Genomic DNA, 18,720 nt, shown 5'->3' with positions numbered 1-18,720 from the left:
TCCTGACTATGGTGAATAAATTTGATCAAAAATCCCCCATCAGAAAAGTGCTTTTCTTGCGCTTCTGCCCAACTCCCGAATTTCTCCTCGATTGTAAATAAATTAACTTCAGGGAAATACTCTTCAAACTCACTTAAGATGGTTTCATCTCTTGGTCGATAAAAATGTTCTGCAGCAATTGTTTGCCCTTCTTCAGAATACAAATATTCTAAATACGCATTTGAAACTTCCCCCGTTCCCTTTTGTTCAACGGTCTTATTTACGACTGCAACTGGCGGCTCCGTCAAAATAGATACAGAAGGAGTGACAATATCAAAGTCATCGGCGTTTAGTTCATGGATCGTTAGCAATGCTTCATTCTCCCAAGCAAGTAATACATCACCAATGTCTCGCTCAATAAAGGACGTTGTAGATCCCCTGGCACCTGAATCAAGTACAGATACATTTTCATATATATCCGTAACGAACCCCTCAGCCTCCTCTTCTCCATAAGCCTCTTCTGCATATCCCCATGCGGCTAAGTAATTCCATCTTGCCCCTCCTGAAGTCTTGGGATTTGGCGTTACAACTTCAACATCGTCACGGATCAAATCATCCCAATCTTCAATACCTTTCGGGTTTCCTTCACGAACGAGAAAATTAATCGTTGACGTATAAGGAGATGAATTCTGATCAAAATCATCTTGCCAATCCGCATTTAACAGTTCTTGGTCTTGTAATACATCAATATCATAAGCGAGAGCAAGCGTAACTACGTCGGCCTGTAAACCATCCAGCACAGAACGCGCTTGGCTACCTGACCCTCCATGGGATTGATTAATAGATACCGTGTCGCCCGTTTCCTCATACCAATAGTCTGCGAACGCTTGATTATAATCATCATAAAATTCCCGTGTTGGATCGTAGGAAACATTTAAGAGTTCAATAGAATCTCCGTTTTCAGAGACGTCCCCTTGAACGGCTTCCTCACTCCGGTCTCCCTCAACTCCGCCCACATCACACGCTGCAAGAACAAATAAAACTACAAAACCAGAAATGTAAAAACCCCGATTCATAAAACATCCTCTCCTCACATAACTGATAATTCAAATGAAAATAGTATGATTTAAGAAAAAAAGACCAGACGTATAGAGTGTCAACCCATTCTATACGTCGGCCTTCGGTTGTCCGGTCAGCGCGTCTGATTTTCTTTTTTATCATACTATTCCTATTAGTTAACTATGTCAATGGTTCACCTTTTATTTTTTATTATTTTTAAAAATAAAACAAAAAGACCTATGTCTCAAGATCGAAAGCATTTTGAGTTGCTCAATGAGCAAACAGCGTTTCCAGCTCATTCCAATCCACGCACTCACACGGAGTGCGACAAGAATACGAAGTCTGTTGCGCAAAGTATCGTAATTTCAATCCACGCACTCACACGGAGTGCGACCTTTGGAACTAACCCACATCAAGCTGGGACTCGGAATTTCAATCCACGCACTCACACGGAGTGCGATGGCGGAATTTTCCGTAAAAAAGTCAAATTCCTCCTAAACCTAAAGTTTTTGCTTATGAAAATTAGCAAAATCCCCGTATTAGACCAAATCTAATCACACACTTTCACACAATTGACCGAAATACTGGTGCGGGTCACCTAGGGATTTTATGTTCGCTTAGGGTTCGCACCAGTTAAAAGATGAGCGGTTCTTCAATATTAATTGATGGTTTTGCTCCGATGTGTTCTACTTTTGATTTATAGTTTTTACCTAAGCGATAGATTCGCAAGCTATCCTCATCTACATTTGTTGTTCAATCTGAATGAGCACCCATTGCCGCTTGCAAAACTGAAAATGTTGCAAGCCGGATAGCATTAAATACTCTTCAATATTATTGTCCATGTAACACTTCTGGAGTGAGCCCTTCCAATTCATGTAACTCAACAGCATAATTGTCTTCATCGAAAGCCGTTGGTGTGTCGGTCTTCGCTTTGATTTGTAGAGAACGGTGCACTTTCGCAGAAGAATATTGTCCGAGCGCTGATGAATGTTCCCACCAGTAGACATTATGAACTTCCATGCTACCATCAGGACGAGCTGAAGACGTATCGTTTTCAAACAAGGTGACGAGCGCTTGTTTTATTTTCTCAGCGTCTTCATACGTAAACCCTGTTTTCTCTGAAAGTTGCGTGTTAATACTACCTTTGAACAGATAGACCCCAAAATCAACACGATGTTTCATACCCATTGTGTCTTCACCTTTTTTATCACCAGTGACAGAGTTCACACTTTTCGTAATTTGTGTACTAACAATATTGACTGGATCAATGCTCATAGCAGTATGTACTGAAACCGGTCCGCGAACACCTACTGATATTTTAGAATTTTTAAACGCAAACACTTGACCAAAGCTTCTAACGTCGATCCAATTTTCACATGCGATTATTGAGAATTCATCAACTGAGGCCTTATTATCTTTTAGCATTCCAGCTAATTTTTCATCAGATTCAGCTCTATCCTTTAAACTTCTAAATCCGTCATCTTTACGGTCTTCTGATTGAACAAATACTGATTGACCCATGTCTTGCAAACGATTTCTTATTTTTCTTTTTATAGCCACATCAGAAATTTCACCATAACCTTCATAATTTTGACGAGGTCGATTGCCATTTAAAGGATCTCCATTAGGGTTTGCTTTTGTGACTGAAATAACTACTGCAAAGTCAATCTTCTTATCTAATGTCTTCATTTTGTTGTCCCCTTCTTAATTTGGTTATAAAGTTCAAGGCGTTGACTGTAAAAACCAAGTGTAAATAGATCAGATAAAGGATCATTATTAAAATCTTCAAATTCAAATTTCTCCATCACTTGCTGCACTCTTTCTAGATGAAAACGAATCGTTGCACCTTTTCTGACGTAGTAAGGTTGTAATGATTGTTCAATTGTTGACCAAGTCCGAGTCGGATTGTTTACATAAGAATTCATGTACCTCATGGCGTTTGTTGCACGATTTGCTTCTAGCTCACCTCGTTCAAAAAAATCCGCCATTGCTAATAAGCGACCAAATAAATAACTTCGGTCTGTTGTTTCTGTGTTTAATGCCACATCCCAAAACTCCTCTCTATCCGAGTACCTTTTTCGTATTAATGCACAACTAATACTAAACAACTTTTCCCATTCATAAGATTTGTTAGCTTTATAATTAAGCCCAATCGGATTTATTGCTCGGTTATACGTACTTCTAACGATGTCTATAGGAATTGGTTTTTTATCAATAATGCAAGGTAGTATTCTTTCTATAAAACCTTTAACTATCTTGTCATTTACCCTCTGTCCGTAAGCTGCATAAGCAATATCCTCAGTAGTCGGAGCACCAACAAATGATTGCTCTTTATTACTTTCGTCTAAATATAAGTGTCTCCATGCACATGTTTGATGCCAGTATACTAAATTATCTAAGTAATGCTTCTTGTTCATATTTCGATAGTATACAATTGCCATTCTCCCTTCAGTAGCAGAATCCAAAATTAGAATGCTAACTTCACTTCTAGTATTAAGGTTATTGCTATATCCAGCAAAAGATTTGTATACTTTATTGGCAATATAACCCTTAATATCTGCTTTAGTTTCTTTCACCTCTTGTTTACTAGCTTCGTTATTAACATCTGTTCCATCATTAGGTACAGGCAATGGTTCGTCTTTACTTCCCCACACTGTGAGTACTCGTCCTTTGAAGTTCCTACTTTGTTTTTGAATGAGCCACTTTAACGCATTATGTGCTTTCTGAGAAACATCATAACCGACACCTACAGCTTCATTTTCTTTTTTAAACCTCCCTCTAAAACCGATCGTTTCGTTACCTGAGATTAATTTGGCTTTATCTCCAGGGTATCGAACTCCAGCGGGATGTTTGTCAATTAGAGGAGTCTCATTGCCTTTAACATAGCAAATACCCTTTTCTCCTAACTGATCATTGTAAAATGTTATAAATGACTCATACATCTTAGTATCTTTCCATACAGGGGTATTTAAGCTAGGAGATACTACATTGATTCTTATAAACGCACCAAATTGGTTATCAATGAATGTGAATATTTTAGGTTTTGTGTCAATTAAATCTCCATAATCACTTTTCCATTTTTCAATCAACTTGTTGTTCTCATCCACAAACAGCACGTTTTCGTCAATTAAATCCTCGATAAGGCTACCCTTTTTAAGATATTCATATATGCTCCTCACTTGTATCGTCGTGTTTTCTGACATAGCCCATTTTCTAAGATTATCCAGATATTTCTCGTGCGGTGTTTGATCTTTACCTCTATTCTTACCACCATATTTCTGAAAATCACCGGCTACGTACATAAGCTTGTCATGTAAAGGATGTGGCTCTACATTACTAGTACGTATTAACGACTTCTCAGTACAAGGAAGAACTGTGCTAACTTTTCCAATCACACTTGCTTCTAAAAAATCCCCTTCATGATCAATTGTTACTTCAATATGTGCTTGTTGTGTTGTATGCGCAATCGGTAATAAAGTATATTCACTTCCATCTTTCTTTTCTTCCCATACCCCAACCTGTTGTATATTCCGGTTGTATGTATTGTACAAATCATTTAACCAATTCATCGTTGATTATTCACCTCCAATTTGTTTTGTCAACTCCTCCACCGATGTCAAATTCTCATTACCAAATTTCTTTGCTTCCATTTTTTTTATAGACCGTACCAGATTACAATCTTCAGGATTATCGAATTTAATGCGGCCATTTATCATATCTACTTGCCATAGCCTGACTTCTAATTGATCCCTGCCTGTTTCATCAGGGTAATTAAATCCATGTACCATAGTCCCTAATTTGTGAGTTCCACTTTTATCATAACAACCTGTTCCACTTCCAAACTTGCATGGTTCAACATAGCCTTGACATTCGCGAGTACCTAGAAAAACATCTCTTCTTCCCCCAGCTTTTAATGAACGTTGTAATATATTAAAATGTTTTCCCTCATTGCGATCATATTCTAACTCAGGTCGATTGTAGTTAAATTTAAAATGTGCTTTCACTTGATATCGAACCCCTTTTAGATACGTATAATTAGCCAAGTCATTCTTACCTGTATAATCAACAGGCCTTATCCCTTTTGACTCCATTTCAATTGGATTCATAACACGAACTTCATCAATGTAGTAAATAATTGTTGGCTTCCAATAAATAGACATACAAATCCCCTTTAATGCTTCATATGTGGGCACGCTATAGGACAATTTTTCACCCCCGATTTTTGTAAGTGGGTCGGTAAAAAGTGCATAATCACCATAAACTTCAAATTCAATTTGATTTTTCATATCTCACCTCGTGTACCAACGCCTCTTCTACACTGAAAAGGCGTTGGTTTGCTTAGACCCTAATAAAACGCCATATCATCTCACCAACTACTTTAATAATAATCCCTAAAGTTATTTTCCCTAAAATATGTTTAATCCTTTGATTCACACGCTCCTCCTCCATGAGTAATCACAACATAATATGTTGATATGGAATATTTGTGTCGATTCCTTTCATTTATATTTAGTTATTTTATTTCTTGAATTCTTACTACATTCAGTTCTTATTTCAAAGTTTAATCATAATAATTACATATAATTTATTCGCACCTTGTGGTGCGTGGATTGAAATAAGAATTAAAATGACTAGCTCTAAAACCTTGAATGATGGGGAAGTTGAAAATAGTACATTAGATTCCTCAACTCCCCATTACCTTATAATTCAACACCATATTCTTCACTGTACCAATTCTCACGTAATTCCAAGACAGCATCGTCAAGATGAGATATAATCGCATTCTTATTTTTCAGATCATTTAATTCATGTTCAAATACATTGATCGTGTATTGTTGAGCTCGTTTTAAAGTATATGACAAGTCATCTATTATATTATTGCTTCCTAAATCAGCAATAATACTTTTACCTCCATTACTTTCATTGCCATAAGGAACAATAATTGAAGTGGTTTTTTGATCAATTGCAGTAAAATGCTTAGCAGCTGTCGTCATGCTACTTTTCTGTACTAGCGGGAAGCTATCTTTGTTATTTTCATTGTATTCCTCAATGAAATCACTTAAATCTGTATTAATTGTGATGCTCGTCATTGTTGATTCATACTTTTTTATAGTGTAGTTAAAAACCCCTTTTCTTTCTTCATAAAATTTCTCAAAAAAATTCTCTCATTGCTATTTCCCCAAACAAATTATGCTGATAACATGATGGTCGCTTCATATAGTACCTTATCATTCGTTTAGAAATCGCCTTACCAGCTTTTACATCGATTAACTTGTCTAAATCTTCTTCAGCATGGTCAATAACAAAAACATCTCTACTATCATCATCTCCATTTCTATTACAACGACCTGCTGCTTGAGCAATAGAGTCTAAGCCCGTAAGAGACCGAACAACACACTTGAAATCTACATCCACGCCCGCTTCTATCAGAGCAGTCGTAACACAAACAAACGGAATATTAAATTCTAGCTTTTTCTTTATTTGTTCTAACTGATCATTACGATGTGCTGGACACATTGATGTACTTAGGTGAAAGACTTGAATGTTTTCACTTTGTAACTTTTCATATAATTCCTTAACTACGCGCTTAGTATTAAGAATAATTAATGTGCTACCCCAATCTTTAATGCTTTCCATCGTCCACTCTACGAGTGAATCATTATTTATCTGCTTTTTAGTCTTATCCACTACATTAACGCGTTTAAATGACTCTCCAATTGCTGGTAAATTAGTTATGATTTCATCATTTTCATTTTTCACCAGTTTATATGCGATGTCCCCCAACGTTGTTGAGTCGCTGTACAAAGTAGTATTGATGATTGTGCGCGTTGATGCAGAAAATTAACTGCTTCATTAAATAATGACAAGCAATGTAAAGGAACCTTTTGAACTTCATCAAAAATAATAATTGAGTTGCTAAAATTGTGTAAACGCCTCGTATTCCGGTTCCCTTTCGCATAAAACACATTTAAAAACTGAACCATCGTCGTAAAAATGATCGGTGCTGAGAAATCTTCGGCAGAGAGTTTAAGCTTCTGTTTTTTTGTTACGTGTCCGTCTTCAAATTCATCGCCCTTATCACCGAGATCCCAAACGGTTTCATCAACGAGGTTTGAGTGATATTCTAAAACATCGTCGGCGGCATCGAGTCGACATCGAACTTCCTGAGCATTTTGTTCAATGATGGTTGTATAAGGTACGATGTAGATGATTCGATCTTTGCCATATTTCTCAGCATGTTTCAAGGCATAACGAAGACTTGCGAGCGTTTTGCCGCCACCGGTAGGAATGGATAGTGTGTAAATGCCAGAAGGCTTGTTCGCATACTTTTCACATTTCTCGGACATCTCTCTTCTAAGTACATTAATGGGCTCGTCCGCATTTTCTTTTTGTTTAAGAGACTTAAGATATTTCATCAACGTATGATAATAGCGTTTAAACTCTGGTTTTTCATGTGTGGTTATTGTTGAAGAAACGCCTAGTTCAAATTCCCTTGTATTCGTACGGTCTGCATCGACCAAGCAACTAAAAACGAACTTCGTAAGAAAAAAGCTTCCATCAATCGCATATGATCCAAATTGCTCGAGTTCTTCTACAGCTTTTACCACATACGCCTCAAACTCAATCTCAGAAATCACTTCTTCATAGAACCGCAGTTTGACTTCTTCGAATTGGTGTAACTTCTCTTTCGTGATCCGATTTAAAAATTGGGATTCATTATCAGGAGTAATGTAATCATGAAGATTACCGTGATGAGAAATAATGGCGTTCCCAACAACCTCTACAAGTAATTTTTCGTGGGGCGAGCTGTCTTTCGTATAATATTTCTCATAAAGGAGTTTTCCACCCGCGGTGGCATGGTCGACATCCCCTCTTTGAAAAATTGATTTCTCAGGTTCAAAAACCGCTTGATACAAATAAAGTTGAAAATCATCACTATACTTTCCTAAATCATGCAACAGTCCAGCTAAACCGGCGATATGCTTTACATTTAACTTTGAACCATACCCTTCAGATAAACACATCGTTTCCAATAAATGGTCTCGCACGAGTTGATCTTTTTCATCTCTTTCTCGATAATGAGCAACGAACATCGTACCCTCCGTTAATTCTTTTGACCTATTATTATGGTTCTGTTTTTTTGACATAATACCTCCTTAATTCTACAATTAATTTTAATTTTCGATAAATTAAGGTGAAATTTCACGTAACCAACGTCGCGAAAGTTGGTTACGTGATTTCCACTTGACTGAACTACACGCCCCCGCTCTCCCCTTTTAAATACCCTTTCCAACGGTGAAGTGTCGTTTCAAATTCATCGCTTTGCTGTATAGAGTTGAGTGCTTCTAGTAGATGAATGTGGGTAATGTGATACCCCCACTTTGCAATGTTTGGTGCTCCTGATGCGCCGGTATAGTGGGTCAAATCGTAAGCGGTACGGTTTCCTAGATCATAAAGTGATAGCATACGTTTGAGTGTACGCATTCCCGACTGGAACAGGTGATGAGCGTCTTCTTGATTAGAAGCGGTGTGCAAATCATAAAGCCCAATTAAAGAGAACATGAACCCATTTAAAATAAAACTTGATGGCGTTGTGGGGCACTCTTCATAAAAGTCATACGTTTCCTCAAACTGAGATCGCACACCGCCTTCAGCAACGTTTTTTTGAAAGAGTGGAACGACACGCACGGCTGCGTCTAAAAACCGTTTATCATCCGTCAAAAGTGTTGCTCGGCTTAACACGGACAATGCCATCCCTAAACCAATTGCAGAGTACCACGGGGCACGAAGTGTAGAGACGCGATGAGGAAGAAAAGGATGGTCAAATGTATACGCCCACCCTCCAAGCTCATCTTGGTGATCGACGAGCCAGTTGGCAACGAGTAAGAATCTTTCGCGGTATTCTTTGGCGTTGTTTAGTAAATACAAACTGTAATTTTGGAGTCCGTACAATGAGATTGTTGAAGGATTGTACACTGGATTACTACCGTGACTCGTTGTCGGTATACCCGCTGCATCAAAGGTTACTGCCCAATTTTCTACCCGGCTTAAGTCGTATCGAAAGTAGTTCCCTCTCGTTACATAAGGGGCAATCGTTCGTATTTTTCCATTCGTTAGACGGATGTCAAGCAGTCGTTCTCGACTCCAAAATGTTTTTTCTGTACCAAATGCTTGTTCGATCATTTGATAAGGCACATAGTATTCCCCATCAATTAACAATCCATCTGCTTCCCACTGCTCGTGTATGGAAACGCGAATGTTCGCTTTATCGGCCATAACAAAAACCCCTTTCTAAATAGCATACGCAAACAAAGGGGTTGTGGACGTGCATTCGTCAGGGGAGATGAACATATTTCTTGAAAAATGGGTAAATTACGTGTGCTTCTTCACCCAGTCAGCGCACGCCTTGATGCCATCTTGGAAGGTGGTCTTTTCATAATCCCCAATCATCGCTTTAAGCTTCGCTCTCGAGCCACGGTGGTCCCTCACGTCTGCTTTTCGATCAGGCTTTGTTTCAATCTGACCTGTGTAATTCATGACTTTCGCTATTGATTGTATGACTTCTTCAATCGATAATTGTTGGTCAGTAGTAATATTCACCGTTTCTCCTGCATCAATTTTTTCGTATACGTTTAGGACGAGTTGAACTGTATCTTTCACGTACACAAAGTCTCGCGTTTGTTTACCTGAACCGTGAATTTCCGGCGCTTCGTTCAGCAATATTTTTCGGATGGTTAACGGGATGACACCAGCGAGAGGACCGTCAGCATTTTGTCTCGGGCCGTAATTGTTAAACGGGCGGACGATAAACGCATCCAAGTCAAACATCTGTACATACGATTGAATCATAAGATCTGCAGCTGCTTTTCCAGCAGCATAGGTGGTCGTTGGAAGAAGCGGATGTTGTTCATCCATCGGTTCATATTGCGCAGTTCCATAGGCTTCAGAGGACGAGAAATGACAAAGGGTCTCAAAAGCCTGTTTTCGTTGAAGTTCTAGTAGACTTTTAATGACAAAAACATTCGTTAAATACGCATTGGCAGGATTCATAAATGAATAGTTTAATGCTTTTGTTGCACAATTGAATACGATGTTGGTTTCGTATTTTTCAATCAAGTACTCCAACGCTTCTTGGTTTTCTGCGTCATCGATGACAAACGTTGCGCCTCGTTTGATCGCCTGTTGGATGTTTGCTCGTTGTCCAATAAAAAGATTATCCATAATAACGACGTGTGCCGCGTCGTCTAGTAGACGATCAACAAGGTGACTGCCGATAAATCCAGCTCCCCCGACAATGAGAATATTTTTTCCTTTAATTGGTGCTCTTTTCATACGTTCACTTCCTTTCAAATATTTGAACGAGATTGGCCCCCGTCAACAGGGATCGTATTCCCGACAATCCAAGTGGCTTGTTCAGATGCAGCAAATAGTACGACACTCGCAATGTCAGGGGGTGTACCGATTCTCCCTGCCGGGATTTTCGCTTTCGCATAACTTTTAAGGAAATCTGGATCGTTCGTGACCCGTTTTGTCCATTCCTCATTTGGGTGATAAACTGCGCCTGGGGCGACGCCACAAACCCGTATGTTTTTTGCGATTGCTTCGGTACTAAACGCTTTTGTAAAACTAATCAGTGCTGATTTGGCTGCATTATATGACGGGTTTCCTCCTGATTCTCTACCGTAAATTGAGGCCACATTCACAATCACTCCACCCCCGTTCGTTTCCATCTCGCTCGCTGCGAGCTTTGCCAGATGAAGGGGCGCGATATAGTTGATTTGCATCGCTTGTTCAAAAGATTGAACAGGCGTATTCATGACCGTACTACCGATGCTCGCCCCAGCATTATTTATGAGAATATCAATGGTCCCTTGCTCACGAATAAATGTTTCCATTAAACGTTCACGATCGTCATACGACGAAAGGTCGCACACATAATAAGATCCACCGATATCCTTCGCAGCCGTTACTAAGTCGCGCTCGTTTCTTGCCGACACCCCGACGGTTGCCCCTTCGTGTATAAATGCTTCGGCAATCGCTTTACCAATTCCGCGAGAGCCTCCGGTTACGAGTACTTTTTTTGCTTTTACATTGAGTTCCATATACACCTCTCCAAAAACGTAGTCTCATGACTATATGATGTGCAGGCTTATTCCATACAACGGACGAAAAAACTAAAGGGAATGCTTCATTAAAATAGACATATATTTTCTACAGAGAATCGAGGTACGGAATGAAATTGGAGGGCGATTGTAGTGAAAATGATGACGGTCGTTGGGGCAAGACCTCAATTTATTAAGTCCGGTGTGTTATCGCGCTTACTGGAACAAGATGAAGACTTTCAAGAAATTGTTGTTCACACTGGCCAACATTATGATCCGCTAATGTCGGACGTATTTTTTAAACAGCTCGCTTTAAAAACCGACGTACCAGCTTGCGATTGGTTCAGGGATGCACGGTGCGCAAACAGCAAGAATGATGATTGAAATTGAAAAACTCATGTACCGAGAGAAACCTGACATGATGCTCGTCTATGGAGATACGAATTCTACGCTGGCAGGTGCGGTGACCGCCGCGAAACATCACGTGCCAATTGTCCACGTCGAAGCCGGACTTCGCAGTTTTAATCGGCAGATGCCAGAAGAAATCAATCGTGTCATTACCGACCATCTATCCACGCTGTTGTTTTGTCCGACAGATGAAGCGGTGAGGTTGTTGAAAAAAGAAGGCATTACAAATGGGGTTTATCAGACGGGTGATATCATGTACGACGCCGTGCTTTATTACAAGGACGATGCGGCAAAGTCCGACGTGCTCGCTCTCCAAAAGCTAAACGCAGGCAAGTATTATTTAGCAACCGTACATCGTGCAGAAAATACCGATGACCCTAAACGGTTAGCGGCGATTTTGGATGCGTTTGAAACCCTTGACGAACCTGTACTCTTTCCGCTGCATCCACGAACGAGAAAGAAAATTGACAGCACCGGTCTGCGCGCTTGTGAGCAACGAAAAAACATGATTGCCATTCACCCTCTCAGCTATTTCGATCTCCTACAAGCGGCTGCTTCAGCTAAAGGAATATTAACGGATTCAGGTGGTCTTCAAAAAGAAGCCTTTATGCTAAAAGTACCATGTGTGACGTTACGAGAAGAAACCGAATGGAAAGAGACGGTGAAAGCAAAGTGGAACACACTCGTCACCCCTGACTCACAAACGAAAATATCCGAGGCGGTCTCCCGTTTGCAAAAGCCTGCGAAACATCCGAGTCTCTATGGAGACGGAAATGCCGCCGAGCAGATGATGAAACATATAAAGTCATGGGCAAAACACGGGTAGAGCATAAAGGACAAACCGCTTCTCATATACATGAAAAAGGATTGAAGCCAGTAGAAACAGGGAGGAATTTGCGATGTTATGGACACTCGTCGGCATCATTATCATCTTGTGGCTTCTTGGGTTTGGATTTGAGGTTGGTGGGAATCTTATCCACATACTTCTCGTTGTTGCCCTCGTCGTCGCTTTGTTTAACCTCATTGGTGGACGAAGAGTTTAACCGCTTGAAGTTGAGAGACTTGCCGGCATCGGCAAGTCTTCCTTTTTTGTTACAGTGATTCGTACACTTGGATGTAACGATTTGCCACAACGTCTGGATGGTGATGACGTATCGCATAGTCACGTCCCGCGATTCCTAATTCTTTCCAACTATCCGGAGCCAATAGTAGCATCTCTAGCTCTTTAGCCAACGTGTCAGGATTGGCATTCACAATTGGAAAATCATCGGGGTAATGGTCTCTTACATCCGATCGAATGAAACAAATGACCGGTTTGCCAAGGGCCATCGCTTCTGTCGACAAATAACCAGGTGCACCAATAAGCAATTGATCAATGACAATGTCTGCTTGAGCAAGACGTTTTTTTGTGTCAGCATGAGTGGATCCTTCTAACAGTTGAAAATCGAAATCAAAGCCTGATTGCTTGAGCTTCTCCATTGTCTCCATCACAACCGCTGTACCTTTCAACACACGACTCGTCGGAGCATGCACAATGAGCGGACGTTCTTTGGCTGTAGGATAGCTCGGTGTTAACAAATCCGTATCCAATGTATGAGGGACGACATGTACATGTTGATACGTATTTTGAATATAGCCTTTTAACTCGTAATCTTGTACGAAAGCATGGTCGATATATTCAGCTAATTTCTTCGTGTTGTTCTCAATTTTTTCTTCTGTCCATTCAGGCTTTATTTTCACATAAGGGTTATTTCTTTGAGCTAAGGAAGCTTTGCGAACATCCGATCCATGATGATGAACGACCATCTTCTTTCCAGCTGCTTGAATCATATCCAAATCACTTCGGTCTGGAAAAAACGACTCTCCAAAGTGGAAATGGAACACATCAAACTGTTGTATGGCCTCACGTAAATAGTCCGCAATACGTGAGCGGTGTGTGTCGCGGTGTGTGTTTTGCAACTGCAAACATACATCCGGCTCAAAATGAAATGGGTGATCTTGGAAATGGCAAGATACCGCTTCGACACCTTTTCGTTTCAGCGCATCACAAAGAGCAATCATCGGATATCCATATGGAATGTGTAGCACACGCATACTACCTAACCTCCTCGTTTAAAAGTGACGTATAAACCGCCAATAAACGGTCTTCCATTCTTCCCCAACAAAAAGACACTTCCATGATGCGTCTCGCATTTTCACTCAATTGCTTAAGCACCTGTGAATTATTGTACAGCTGAAGGAAAGCATTGCGGTAATCTTCTGCAGATGCTTGTTTTTTGTGAATAACGTACCCGCATCTGTACTTTTCAAGAAAAGCCGCAAGATCATCACTTTCATTCACAACGACAGGCACCCCGTTCGTTAAATAGCTAAAGAATTTATTCGGCATGGCATATCGCTCATTCAGTGACGCATCGAGTCCATCTGAGTCAATCCAACCGATGTGAACATCTTTCATGTGCTCATGAATGTGAGCATAATCAACCCAACCTGTGAAGGAAATCACATCTACAAGGTGACTAGGAATTTCAAGATGCTCATTAAATCGCGTGCCTCCTAATATTTTAAATTGAAAGGGCATCTCTTTTGCACAAAGTTCAGAAATGGCCTTTATTTTTTCCCAATTGCCTTTTCGGTTACTTAAGTTGCCTTCAAAGCAGACCGTTAAACGGTCGGACAACTTTTTATTGGCAGGAGTGTACTCGGTAAGGGGGGAGAATTATAGATCACTTCTACAGGCACAGCCGGCTTCTCTGATTGATACCACTGCTTAATGGAATCCGATACGGTAATGATGTGGTCGACCTCATCCAACATCAACAGTAGCTTTTCATAGAGGTTCTTCTTTGTCGCTTCAGGATAGCGTTCACTTAACGGGTCCGGTGTGAGCTCATGGCTATCGTAAATGAGCTTAACCTTTTTTCCTTTATGTTCAAGCATTTTTCGTTTAATCCCTACCCCTGCAAACAGTGACAAATATTCATGAACATGATAGACATCTGCATTCTCTTTGAGTGCGAGTTGGATTAAGGGGTTTTGGAACGCTTGGTTCCAAACACTCGGGTCCTTTAATACTTTGCTTAACTGATGTTTGCAACTTTCTGCATGATAAGTGACGACTTTGATTCCTTCATACGTAAACACTTTGTTTAAGTAATGCTTTTTATAAGGCGTTCCATCCACCGCAAACAAATACCCTTGTTTACGCGGGACGATCATCGTTACTTGATAGCCTCTCTTTTGCAAACTCTTTGCTTCTTTACGAAAAACTCGGGCATCTTGAAATGGATGTTCAACGACGACCATGCACACTTTTTTCATACCATTCTCCTTCTCTCTATCAATCAATATCTTCGTTCTCCTTATCCTATGGACTTGTTCTGCTTTTGCATCCTCATTGCTCCTATGTCTTTTAACTATTTTTTTGCAGGAACAAACAGCTTGGTTCAATCGTTTCATGGGCCCCTTCACCGACTCATTAAAAAAACGAGCGCGTCGTAAGACGGCTCGTTCCCTTTATTTTGTATTACTAAGTGATTCGACGAACTGTTGAAGTTCCTCTACTTCTACTGCAGGATCTTCTGGATACAAACTGTAATATAGCCCTTCTTCCTCCCAAGATAGTGCATACCCTCCAGGAATTTCCCAAACAGAAATTGGAACAAACGATTCAAATGAATCAACTTGGTCATTTTCGTGAAGGTACTCATTCTTTTCTTCTGCAATCGTTAAAATCATATAGGGTGATAAATCAAGGAAATATTCTAGTGTCACTTCAGTAGAATATTGATACATCTCTCGTAAATCAATATCTTCATTATCGGAATGAATGCGCACAGATGGCTCAAACATCGCTTCTACTTCATCCTTTGATATCGTCTGGTCTGTCACATCGGTATAGATGACCTCAGCCGTATCTGGATACTGCAGGTCAAACGGATCTTCATTCCAATCTGGATTTTCTTCATAGACGAGCGCTTCTGTTTGCAAGCCACCACGTTCCCAACGTAGAATTACCCACGTCGACTGATCCACCCATAATTTAAACGATTCTTCTCCTTCCATTTGCAATTCGTATGTATCCCGACCGAGAATCGTTTCTTCTCCTGCGACACGAAAATCGAGCTGTTCAATGTCCTCTAAATCGTAAACATCATTCAAGTAATTGACCTCTGCCGGAGGAGATCCTTGGTTTTCGGAAATAAGAACTAACTCTTCTTCTTCCATATACGTAATGCTTTGGTCGGCACTTTCGACCGTTTTACTCACACCTAGACTTTCATGTATATCCATTCGATATGCTTCTTCATTACGCCACTCTTTGAGAAGAATCGTTTCCTCCAACTCATCCATCGTAAATGTAACTTCTGTTTCTAAATAGTAAGAAGTCGGTGTTTTGCTACTGTCTGTTACGTTGGACAAAATTTCTTGTGGGGGTGTGACTGCACAACCGGCCAATAAAAATGATGGTAGGAGTGCCGCACTATACACGACTTGTTTTTTCATGGGGAATCCTCCTTTTTTCGAATGTGGAAACGAGCATCGTCCCATACCCATCAACAGGAATGAACTTGATCTCGCCACCGTGTTGCTTCGTAATCATACTTGCGACACTGAGCCCAAGTCCTGAATGTTGACCTTGTTCTTTCGTCCGACTCGACTCGCTCTGATAGAACGGCTCAAAAATCCGATTCGCTTCTACTATGTCGATGGTTTCTCCTTGATTTTGAACTATGAGCACACCAAAATGTTGAAAATCCAAGTCCAATTGAGCGAAAAGCCACTCCGGTAATTGATCTTCATCTTGAAAAAGCAGATGGATCTCTCCTCCTATCGGTGTATGGCGAATCGCATTAGAAACTAAATTGTCGACGAGGCGCATCATATGATTCACATGTACGTCGTATGATCCGCTCATATTCACTTGTTTGTTTAGTGTGATTTGTTTGCTTGCACAAAGTTCATCGTAACCGTCGGTGAGCATCTCAAAAAACTCATCATCGTCTATCGTAACTTTGCGTTCCTTTACCGTATCGCTTTTGAGCAAGTTAAACGTATGCAAGTCTTCAATCAGCTGTTGCATATGAAGGGACTTCTTTCGAATGGTCGCCAAATAGTCTGCTTTCGTCTTAGACTCTAATTCCCGTTCTTGAAGTGACTCCGTGTAGGCTAAAACCGATGTGAGTGGCGTTCTTAAATCGTGAGAGAGTGCAGCAGTCATCGTTTCTTTCTCTTTTTGTTCTTGTTGCACGCGTTTACGCGCCTCATACGTCTCTTGCTTCATTTTTTCAAAATGCTGAATGAGCTCTCCAATTTCATCTCTTTTCTTGTATGAAATGCTTTCGGAGCTATCCACATGTTTGGCAAATCGATCCATATCAGCCTAAGCGCTTGAATCGGCTTGTTAATTCTACGATGCAACACGAACCAAATGAGTGCACTCATGAATAAGACGACAATCACACTCGCCCCAAATACGAGCGTTGATCGAGATTGAACGTAAGCAAGATGTTCCGTTCTTGGGATGCTCACCTCAAAAAAACCCACAATCTCATCATTAACAAAAACCGGCTCTTTCGTATGAAAGTGTGAATACGTCATCTCAGCGTTGTATAAGCCTTCATAGAGCGATGGCATCGCTTCTCGTTGTGTACCCGCCTGCACAGGGTTCGTTTGATGAACAATATAGCCATCCTCACGATACAGCGTGATGTCAGCGGTCTCTTCAACATCTTCTTCAATCCCCTCATGAGCACGGTAATCAAACGTGTACAATTCCGGATCAGTCAAAAAGTCGCGCACATCCTGATACTGTGAAACCAATTCCAAATATTCATTGAGGCTTTGCTGTTCATTCCAAGCTGTAATGATATTATAAAACGCATAAATAACAACAGCAGGCAATACCATGACGACGAAAAAGGACAAGAAAAGCCATGTCCTAATTTTCATTGTGGACGTCTCCAACGAAGCGATAGCCACTTCCCCAAACCGTCTCAATATATTTCGGATTTTTTTTATCTTCGTTCAATTTATCCCGCAGACCTTTCATATGAACGGTCACCGTTTGTTCATCCTCACACTCTTCGTGCCAGACGAGCTTGTAAATTTCTTTTTTCGTAAACATCTTGTTTGGAAATTGCAAAAACAGATACAAGATCTCAAACTCTTTCGGCGTTAAAGAGACAATTACACCATCGTTGGTTAACTCATTTTCCTCAGGGTACAGTCGATAGCGCGTTCCAAATCGAATATACGCTGGAAATTTTTGTTTGCGCCATTGCCGGTGCCTACGCAATTGCGCTTGTACGCGTGCGGATAATTCGTGTAAGGAAAAAGGCTTCGTTATGTAATCGTCGGCACCTAAATGTAAGCCACGAACTTTATCATCATCTTCTGCTTTCGCACTAAGAATGAGGAGTGGGATATCGCTTTTAAGACGAATGCGTTGACAAAGGTCAAACCCGCTCAGCTCTGGGATCATCAAGTCAATGATCGCCAAGTGATATTTTCCTTGTTCAAAATCTTGTAAACCTTCCTTACCCGTTGAAGCAACCGTCACATAGTGCCCTTTGGCTTGCAAATGGTCGCGTATAATAAAGGCAATCTCTTGGTCGTCTTCTACGACAAGAATGTTCGTCTCCATCAATATCCTTCCTATCTATCGCTTTGTTTCGCTTATTTATTATACGACATTTTCCAACATTCAACATCCATTATTTAGAAGTTTTTCTTGGTAGAGAAAAAAGAAAAACACCACATTCCACTTGTGCGAAATGTGATGCGTCTTTACAATCATGTGCGATATAACTCTTCTGTTTCCTTAATTCTCTTTTCTTCCCCTGTTTTTAACTCGCCATCCCAGGTGAGCATCCCACCGGAGAAATTGACGACACGTTCAAAGCCATTTTCCCTCGCAAATTTCGCGACATTTTGGCTACGTCGACCACTTCGACAGATGAATACGTGTGTTTTTCCCTTGTCCATTTCTTCAATACGCTCAGGAACTTCCGACATTGGCAGAAGCGGCACACCTGGAATGTGCTTCCTCGTACTCATCGGGTTCACGAATATCAACAATAACGGTTTCTTCATCTTTTAATACTTTTTTCATTTCTTCAACATCCCATTGAGGGATGCCTTCTTCTTCTGTCCTCAAATCACTCAACTC

21 protein-coding genes and 3 pseudogenes are annotated in these 18,720 nt (G+C 40.5%); 3 read left to right on the top strand and 21 right to left on the bottom strand.

From position 1 onward, the window contains the following. Positions 1-6: 6 nt before the first annotated feature. The 12 genes and pseudogenes from JCM19039_RS07010 to JCM19039_RS06970 all read right to left on the bottom strand — a co-directional run bounded on the left by JCM19039_RS07010 (position 7) and on the right by JCM19039_RS06970 (position 11,141). Positions 7-1,055 (bottom strand): annotated as a pseudogene (locus tag JCM19039_RS07010) (sulfate ABC transporter substrate-binding protein). A gap of 616 nt (positions 1,056-1,671) precedes the next feature. Further along, positions 1,672-1,779: pseudogene (locus JCM19039_RS23665) on the bottom strand (CRISPR-associated endonuclease Cas2); the annotation flags it as partial. A gap of 5 nt (positions 1,780-1,784) precedes the next feature. Next, positions 1,785-1,880 (bottom strand): annotated as a pseudogene (locus tag JCM19039_RS27855) (CRISPR-associated protein Cas4); the annotation flags it as partial. Beyond that, on the bottom strand, positions 1,870-2,727 hold the full coding sequence (gene cas7c / locus JCM19039_RS07000) for a type I-C CRISPR-associated protein Cas7/Csd2 (protein ID WP_042425384.1): 858 nt from the start codon (positions 2,725-2,727) through the stop codon (positions 1,870-1,872). The gene cas7c and the pseudogene JCM19039_RS27855, both read right to left, overlap by 11 nt. Continuing rightward, positions 2,724-4,607: a type I-C CRISPR-associated protein Cas8c/Csd1 gene (gene cas8c, locus JCM19039_RS06995; RefSeq protein ID WP_042425380.1), complete on the bottom strand. Its 1,884-nt coding sequence runs from the start codon at positions 4,605-4,607 to the stop codon at positions 2,724-2,726. The genes cas7c and cas8c overlap by 4 nt, the downstream gene beginning before the upstream one ends. 6 nt (positions 4,608-4,613) lie before the next feature. Further along, the gene (cas5c, locus tag JCM19039_RS06990) at positions 4,614-5,324 is read right to left on the bottom strand and encodes a type I-C CRISPR-associated protein Cas5c (RefSeq protein ID WP_042425377.1); all 711 of its coding nucleotides are present in this window, start codon (positions 5,322-5,324) and stop codon (positions 4,614-4,616) included. A 414-nt stretch (positions 5,325-5,738) separates the two neighbouring features. Beyond that, on the bottom strand, positions 5,739-6,128 hold the full coding sequence (locus JCM19039_RS27215) for a hypothetical protein (protein WP_307190194.1): 390 nt from the start codon (positions 6,126-6,128) through the stop codon (positions 5,739-5,741). Between the two features lie 61 nt (positions 6,129-6,189). Continuing rightward, on the bottom strand, positions 6,190-6,798 hold the full coding sequence (locus tag JCM19039_RS27210; RefSeq protein WP_307190193.1) for a helicase-related protein: 609 nt from the start codon (positions 6,796-6,798) through the stop codon (positions 6,190-6,192). Further along, on the bottom strand, positions 6,795-8,186 hold the full coding sequence (locus JCM19039_RS27205; protein ID WP_307190192.1) for a CRISPR-associated endonuclease Cas3'': 1,392 nt from the start codon (positions 8,184-8,186) through the stop codon (positions 6,795-6,797). Before JCM19039_RS27205 ends, JCM19039_RS27210 begins: the two co-directional genes overlap by 4 nt. A 106-nt stretch (positions 8,187-8,292) precedes the next feature. Continuing rightward, positions 8,293-9,315: a D-glucuronyl C5-epimerase family protein gene (locus JCM19039_RS06980; RefSeq protein ID WP_042425374.1), complete on the bottom strand. Its 1,023-nt coding sequence runs from the start codon at positions 9,313-9,315 to the stop codon at positions 8,293-8,295. Between the two features lie 96 nt (positions 9,316-9,411). Then, positions 9,412-10,371: a dTDP-glucose 4,6-dehydratase gene (locus JCM19039_RS06975; protein ID WP_042425371.1), complete on the bottom strand. Its 960-nt coding sequence runs from the start codon at positions 10,369-10,371 to the stop codon at positions 9,412-9,414. A 14-nt stretch (positions 10,372-10,385) separates the two neighbouring features. After that, positions 10,386-11,141: an SDR family NAD(P)-dependent oxidoreductase gene (locus JCM19039_RS06970; protein ID WP_042425369.1), complete on the bottom strand. Its 756-nt coding sequence runs from the start codon at positions 11,139-11,141 to the stop codon at positions 10,386-10,388. 153 nt (positions 11,142-11,294) lie between these two features. On the opposite strand from JCM19039_RS06970, the gene JCM19039_RS27200 reads away from it, so the two are divergent. The 3 genes from JCM19039_RS27200 (at position 11,295) to JCM19039_RS23660 (ending at position 12,592) form a co-directional block, all read left to right on the top strand. After that, positions 11,295-11,525, top strand: a complete 231-nt coding sequence (locus JCM19039_RS27200) for a hypothetical protein (RefSeq protein ID WP_307190191.1) — start codon at positions 11,295-11,297, stop codon at positions 11,523-11,525. Beyond that, complete coding sequence (gene wecB, locus JCM19039_RS06965; RefSeq protein ID WP_307190190.1) at positions 11,518-12,375, top strand: non-hydrolyzing UDP-N-acetylglucosamine 2-epimerase; 858 nt, start codon at positions 11,518-11,520, stop codon at positions 12,373-12,375. Before JCM19039_RS27200 ends, wecB begins: the two co-directional genes overlap by 8 nt. Before the next feature lie 73 nt (positions 12,376-12,448). Beyond that, positions 12,449-12,592, top strand: a complete 144-nt coding sequence (locus JCM19039_RS23660) for a lmo0937 family membrane protein (protein ID WP_152549170.1) — start codon at positions 12,449-12,451, stop codon at positions 12,590-12,592. Positions 12,593-12,641: 49 nt separating this feature from the next. Here JCM19039_RS23660 and JCM19039_RS06960 read toward each other — a convergent pair whose 3' ends face one another. The 9 genes from JCM19039_RS06960 to JCM19039_RS27190 all read right to left on the bottom strand — a co-directional run bounded on the left by JCM19039_RS06960 (position 12,642) and on the right by JCM19039_RS27190 (position 18,708). Beyond that, a complete protein-coding gene (locus JCM19039_RS06960; protein ID WP_042425367.1) occupies positions 12,642-13,643 on the bottom strand; it encodes a glycosyltransferase family 4 protein in 1,002 nt (333 codons plus the stop codon). Position 13,644: 1 nt separating this feature from the next. Then, entirely contained in the window at positions 13,645-14,229 is a 585-nt protein-coding gene (locus JCM19039_RS06955; RefSeq protein WP_042425364.1) for a glycosyltransferase, read from the bottom strand. Continuing rightward, positions 14,214-14,870, bottom strand: a complete 657-nt coding sequence (locus JCM19039_RS06950) for a glycosyltransferase (protein ID WP_193744164.1) — start codon at positions 14,868-14,870, stop codon at positions 14,214-14,216. Before JCM19039_RS06950 ends, JCM19039_RS06955 begins: the two co-directional genes overlap by 16 nt. Before the next feature lie 195 nt (positions 14,871-15,065). Next, on the bottom strand, positions 15,066-16,055 hold the full coding sequence (locus tag JCM19039_RS06945; RefSeq protein ID WP_042425360.1) for a hypothetical protein: 990 nt from the start codon (positions 16,053-16,055) through the stop codon (positions 15,066-15,068). Beyond that, positions 16,033-16,833 carry a cell wall metabolism sensor histidine kinase WalK gene (locus tag JCM19039_RS06940; protein WP_042425357.1) on the bottom strand — a complete coding sequence of 267 codons (801 nt, stop codon included), beginning with the start codon at positions 16,831-16,833 and terminating at the stop codon, positions 16,033-16,035. The genes JCM19039_RS06945 and JCM19039_RS06940 overlap by 23 nt, the downstream gene beginning before the upstream one ends. Next, positions 16,830-17,501, bottom strand: a complete 672-nt coding sequence (locus tag JCM19039_RS06935; RefSeq protein ID WP_042425353.1) for a hypothetical protein — start codon at positions 17,499-17,501, stop codon at positions 16,830-16,832. The genes JCM19039_RS06940 and JCM19039_RS06935 overlap by 4 nt, the downstream gene beginning before the upstream one ends. Then, positions 17,491-18,195 carry a response regulator transcription factor gene (locus tag JCM19039_RS06930; protein ID WP_042425350.1) on the bottom strand — a complete coding sequence of 235 codons (705 nt, stop codon included), beginning with the start codon at positions 18,193-18,195 and terminating at the stop codon, positions 17,491-17,493. Before JCM19039_RS06930 ends, JCM19039_RS06935 begins: the two co-directional genes overlap by 11 nt. Positions 18,196-18,344: 149 nt before the next feature. Continuing rightward, on the bottom strand, positions 18,345-18,566 hold the full coding sequence (locus JCM19039_RS27195) for a rhodanese-like domain-containing protein (RefSeq protein WP_307190189.1): 222 nt from the start codon (positions 18,564-18,566) through the stop codon (positions 18,345-18,347). Then, the gene (locus JCM19039_RS27190; RefSeq protein WP_307190188.1) at positions 18,550-18,708 is read right to left on the bottom strand and encodes a rhodanese-like domain-containing protein; all 159 of its coding nucleotides are present in this window, start codon (positions 18,706-18,708) and stop codon (positions 18,550-18,552) included. Before JCM19039_RS27190 ends, JCM19039_RS27195 begins: the two co-directional genes overlap by 17 nt. Positions 18,709-18,720: the final 12 nt, after the last annotated feature.

The sequence above is a fragment of the Geomicrobium sp. JCM 19039 genome (genome assembly GCF_000698145.1).
In the GTDB taxonomy this organism is placed as follows: domain Bacteria; phylum Bacillota; class Bacilli; order Bacillales; family Marinococcaceae; genus Geomicrobium_A.
The sequence above is the reverse complement of the archived record's forward strand: the minus strand, read 5'-3'. Positions and strand labels throughout refer to the sequence as shown.

What these genes read in the sequence shown, in the direction of transcription:
- JCM19039_RS27195 (WP_307190189.1), bottom strand. Translation starts at nt 18,566, where the DNA reads ATGTCGGAAGTTCCTGAGCGTATTGAAGAAATGGACAAGGGAAAAACA.
- JCM19039_RS23660 (WP_152549170.1), top strand. Translation starts at nt 12,449, where the DNA reads ATGTTATGGACACTCGTCGGCATCATTATCATCTTGTGGCTTCTTGGG.
- JCM19039_RS06935 (WP_042425353.1), bottom strand. Translation starts at nt 17,501, where the DNA reads ATGAAAATTAGGACATGGCTTTTCTTGTCCTTTTTCGTCGTCATGGTA.
- JCM19039_RS06950 (WP_193744164.1), bottom strand. Translation starts at nt 14,870, where the DNA reads ATGAAAAAAGTGTGCATGGTCGTCGTTGAACATCCATTTCAAGATGCC.
- JCM19039_RS06980 (WP_042425374.1), bottom strand. Translation starts at nt 9,315, where the DNA reads ATGGCCGATAAAGCGAACATTCGCGTTTCCATACACGAGCAGTGGGAA.
- cas5c (WP_042425377.1), bottom strand. Translation starts at nt 5,324, where the DNA reads ATGAAAAATCAAATTGAATTTGAAGTTTATGGTGATTATGCACTTTTT.
- JCM19039_RS06945 (WP_042425360.1), bottom strand. Translation starts at nt 16,055, where the DNA reads ATGAAAAAACAAGTCGTGTATAGTGCGGCACTCCTACCATCATTTTTA.
- JCM19039_RS06940 (WP_042425357.1), bottom strand. Translation starts at nt 16,833, where the DNA reads ATGAAGCAAGAGACGTATGAGGCGCGTAAACGCGTGCAACAAGAACAA.
- JCM19039_RS06975 (WP_042425371.1), bottom strand. Translation starts at nt 10,371, where the DNA reads ATGAAAAGAGCACCAATTAAAGGAAAAAATATTCTCATTGTCGGGGGA.
- JCM19039_RS06970 (WP_042425369.1), bottom strand. Translation starts at nt 11,141, where the DNA reads ATGGAACTCAATGTAAAAGCAAAAAAAGTACTCGTAACCGGAGGCTCT.
- cas8c (WP_042425380.1), bottom strand. Translation starts at nt 4,607, where the DNA reads ATGAATTGGTTAAATGATTTGTACAATACATACAACCGGAATATACAA.
- JCM19039_RS06960 (WP_042425367.1), bottom strand. Translation starts at nt 13,643, where the DNA reads ATGCGTGTGCTACACATTCCATATGGATATCCGATGATTGCTCTTTGT.
- JCM19039_RS27205 (WP_307190192.1), bottom strand. Translation starts at nt 8,186, where the DNA reads ATGTCAAAAAAACAGAACCATAATAATAGGTCAAAAGAATTAACGGAG.
- wecB (WP_307190190.1), top strand. Translation starts at nt 11,518, where the DNA reads ATGATTGAAATTGAAAAACTCATGTACCGAGAGAAACCTGACATGATG.
- cas7c (WP_042425384.1), bottom strand. Translation starts at nt 2,727, where the DNA reads ATGAAGACATTAGATAAGAAGATTGACTTTGCAGTAGTTATTTCAGTC.
- JCM19039_RS06930 (WP_042425350.1), bottom strand. Translation starts at nt 18,195, where the DNA reads ATGGAGACGAACATTCTTGTCGTAGAAGACGACCAAGAGATTGCCTTT.
- JCM19039_RS27215 (WP_307190194.1), bottom strand. Translation starts at nt 6,128, where the DNA reads ATGACGAGCATCACAATTAATACAGATTTAAGTGATTTCATTGAGGAA.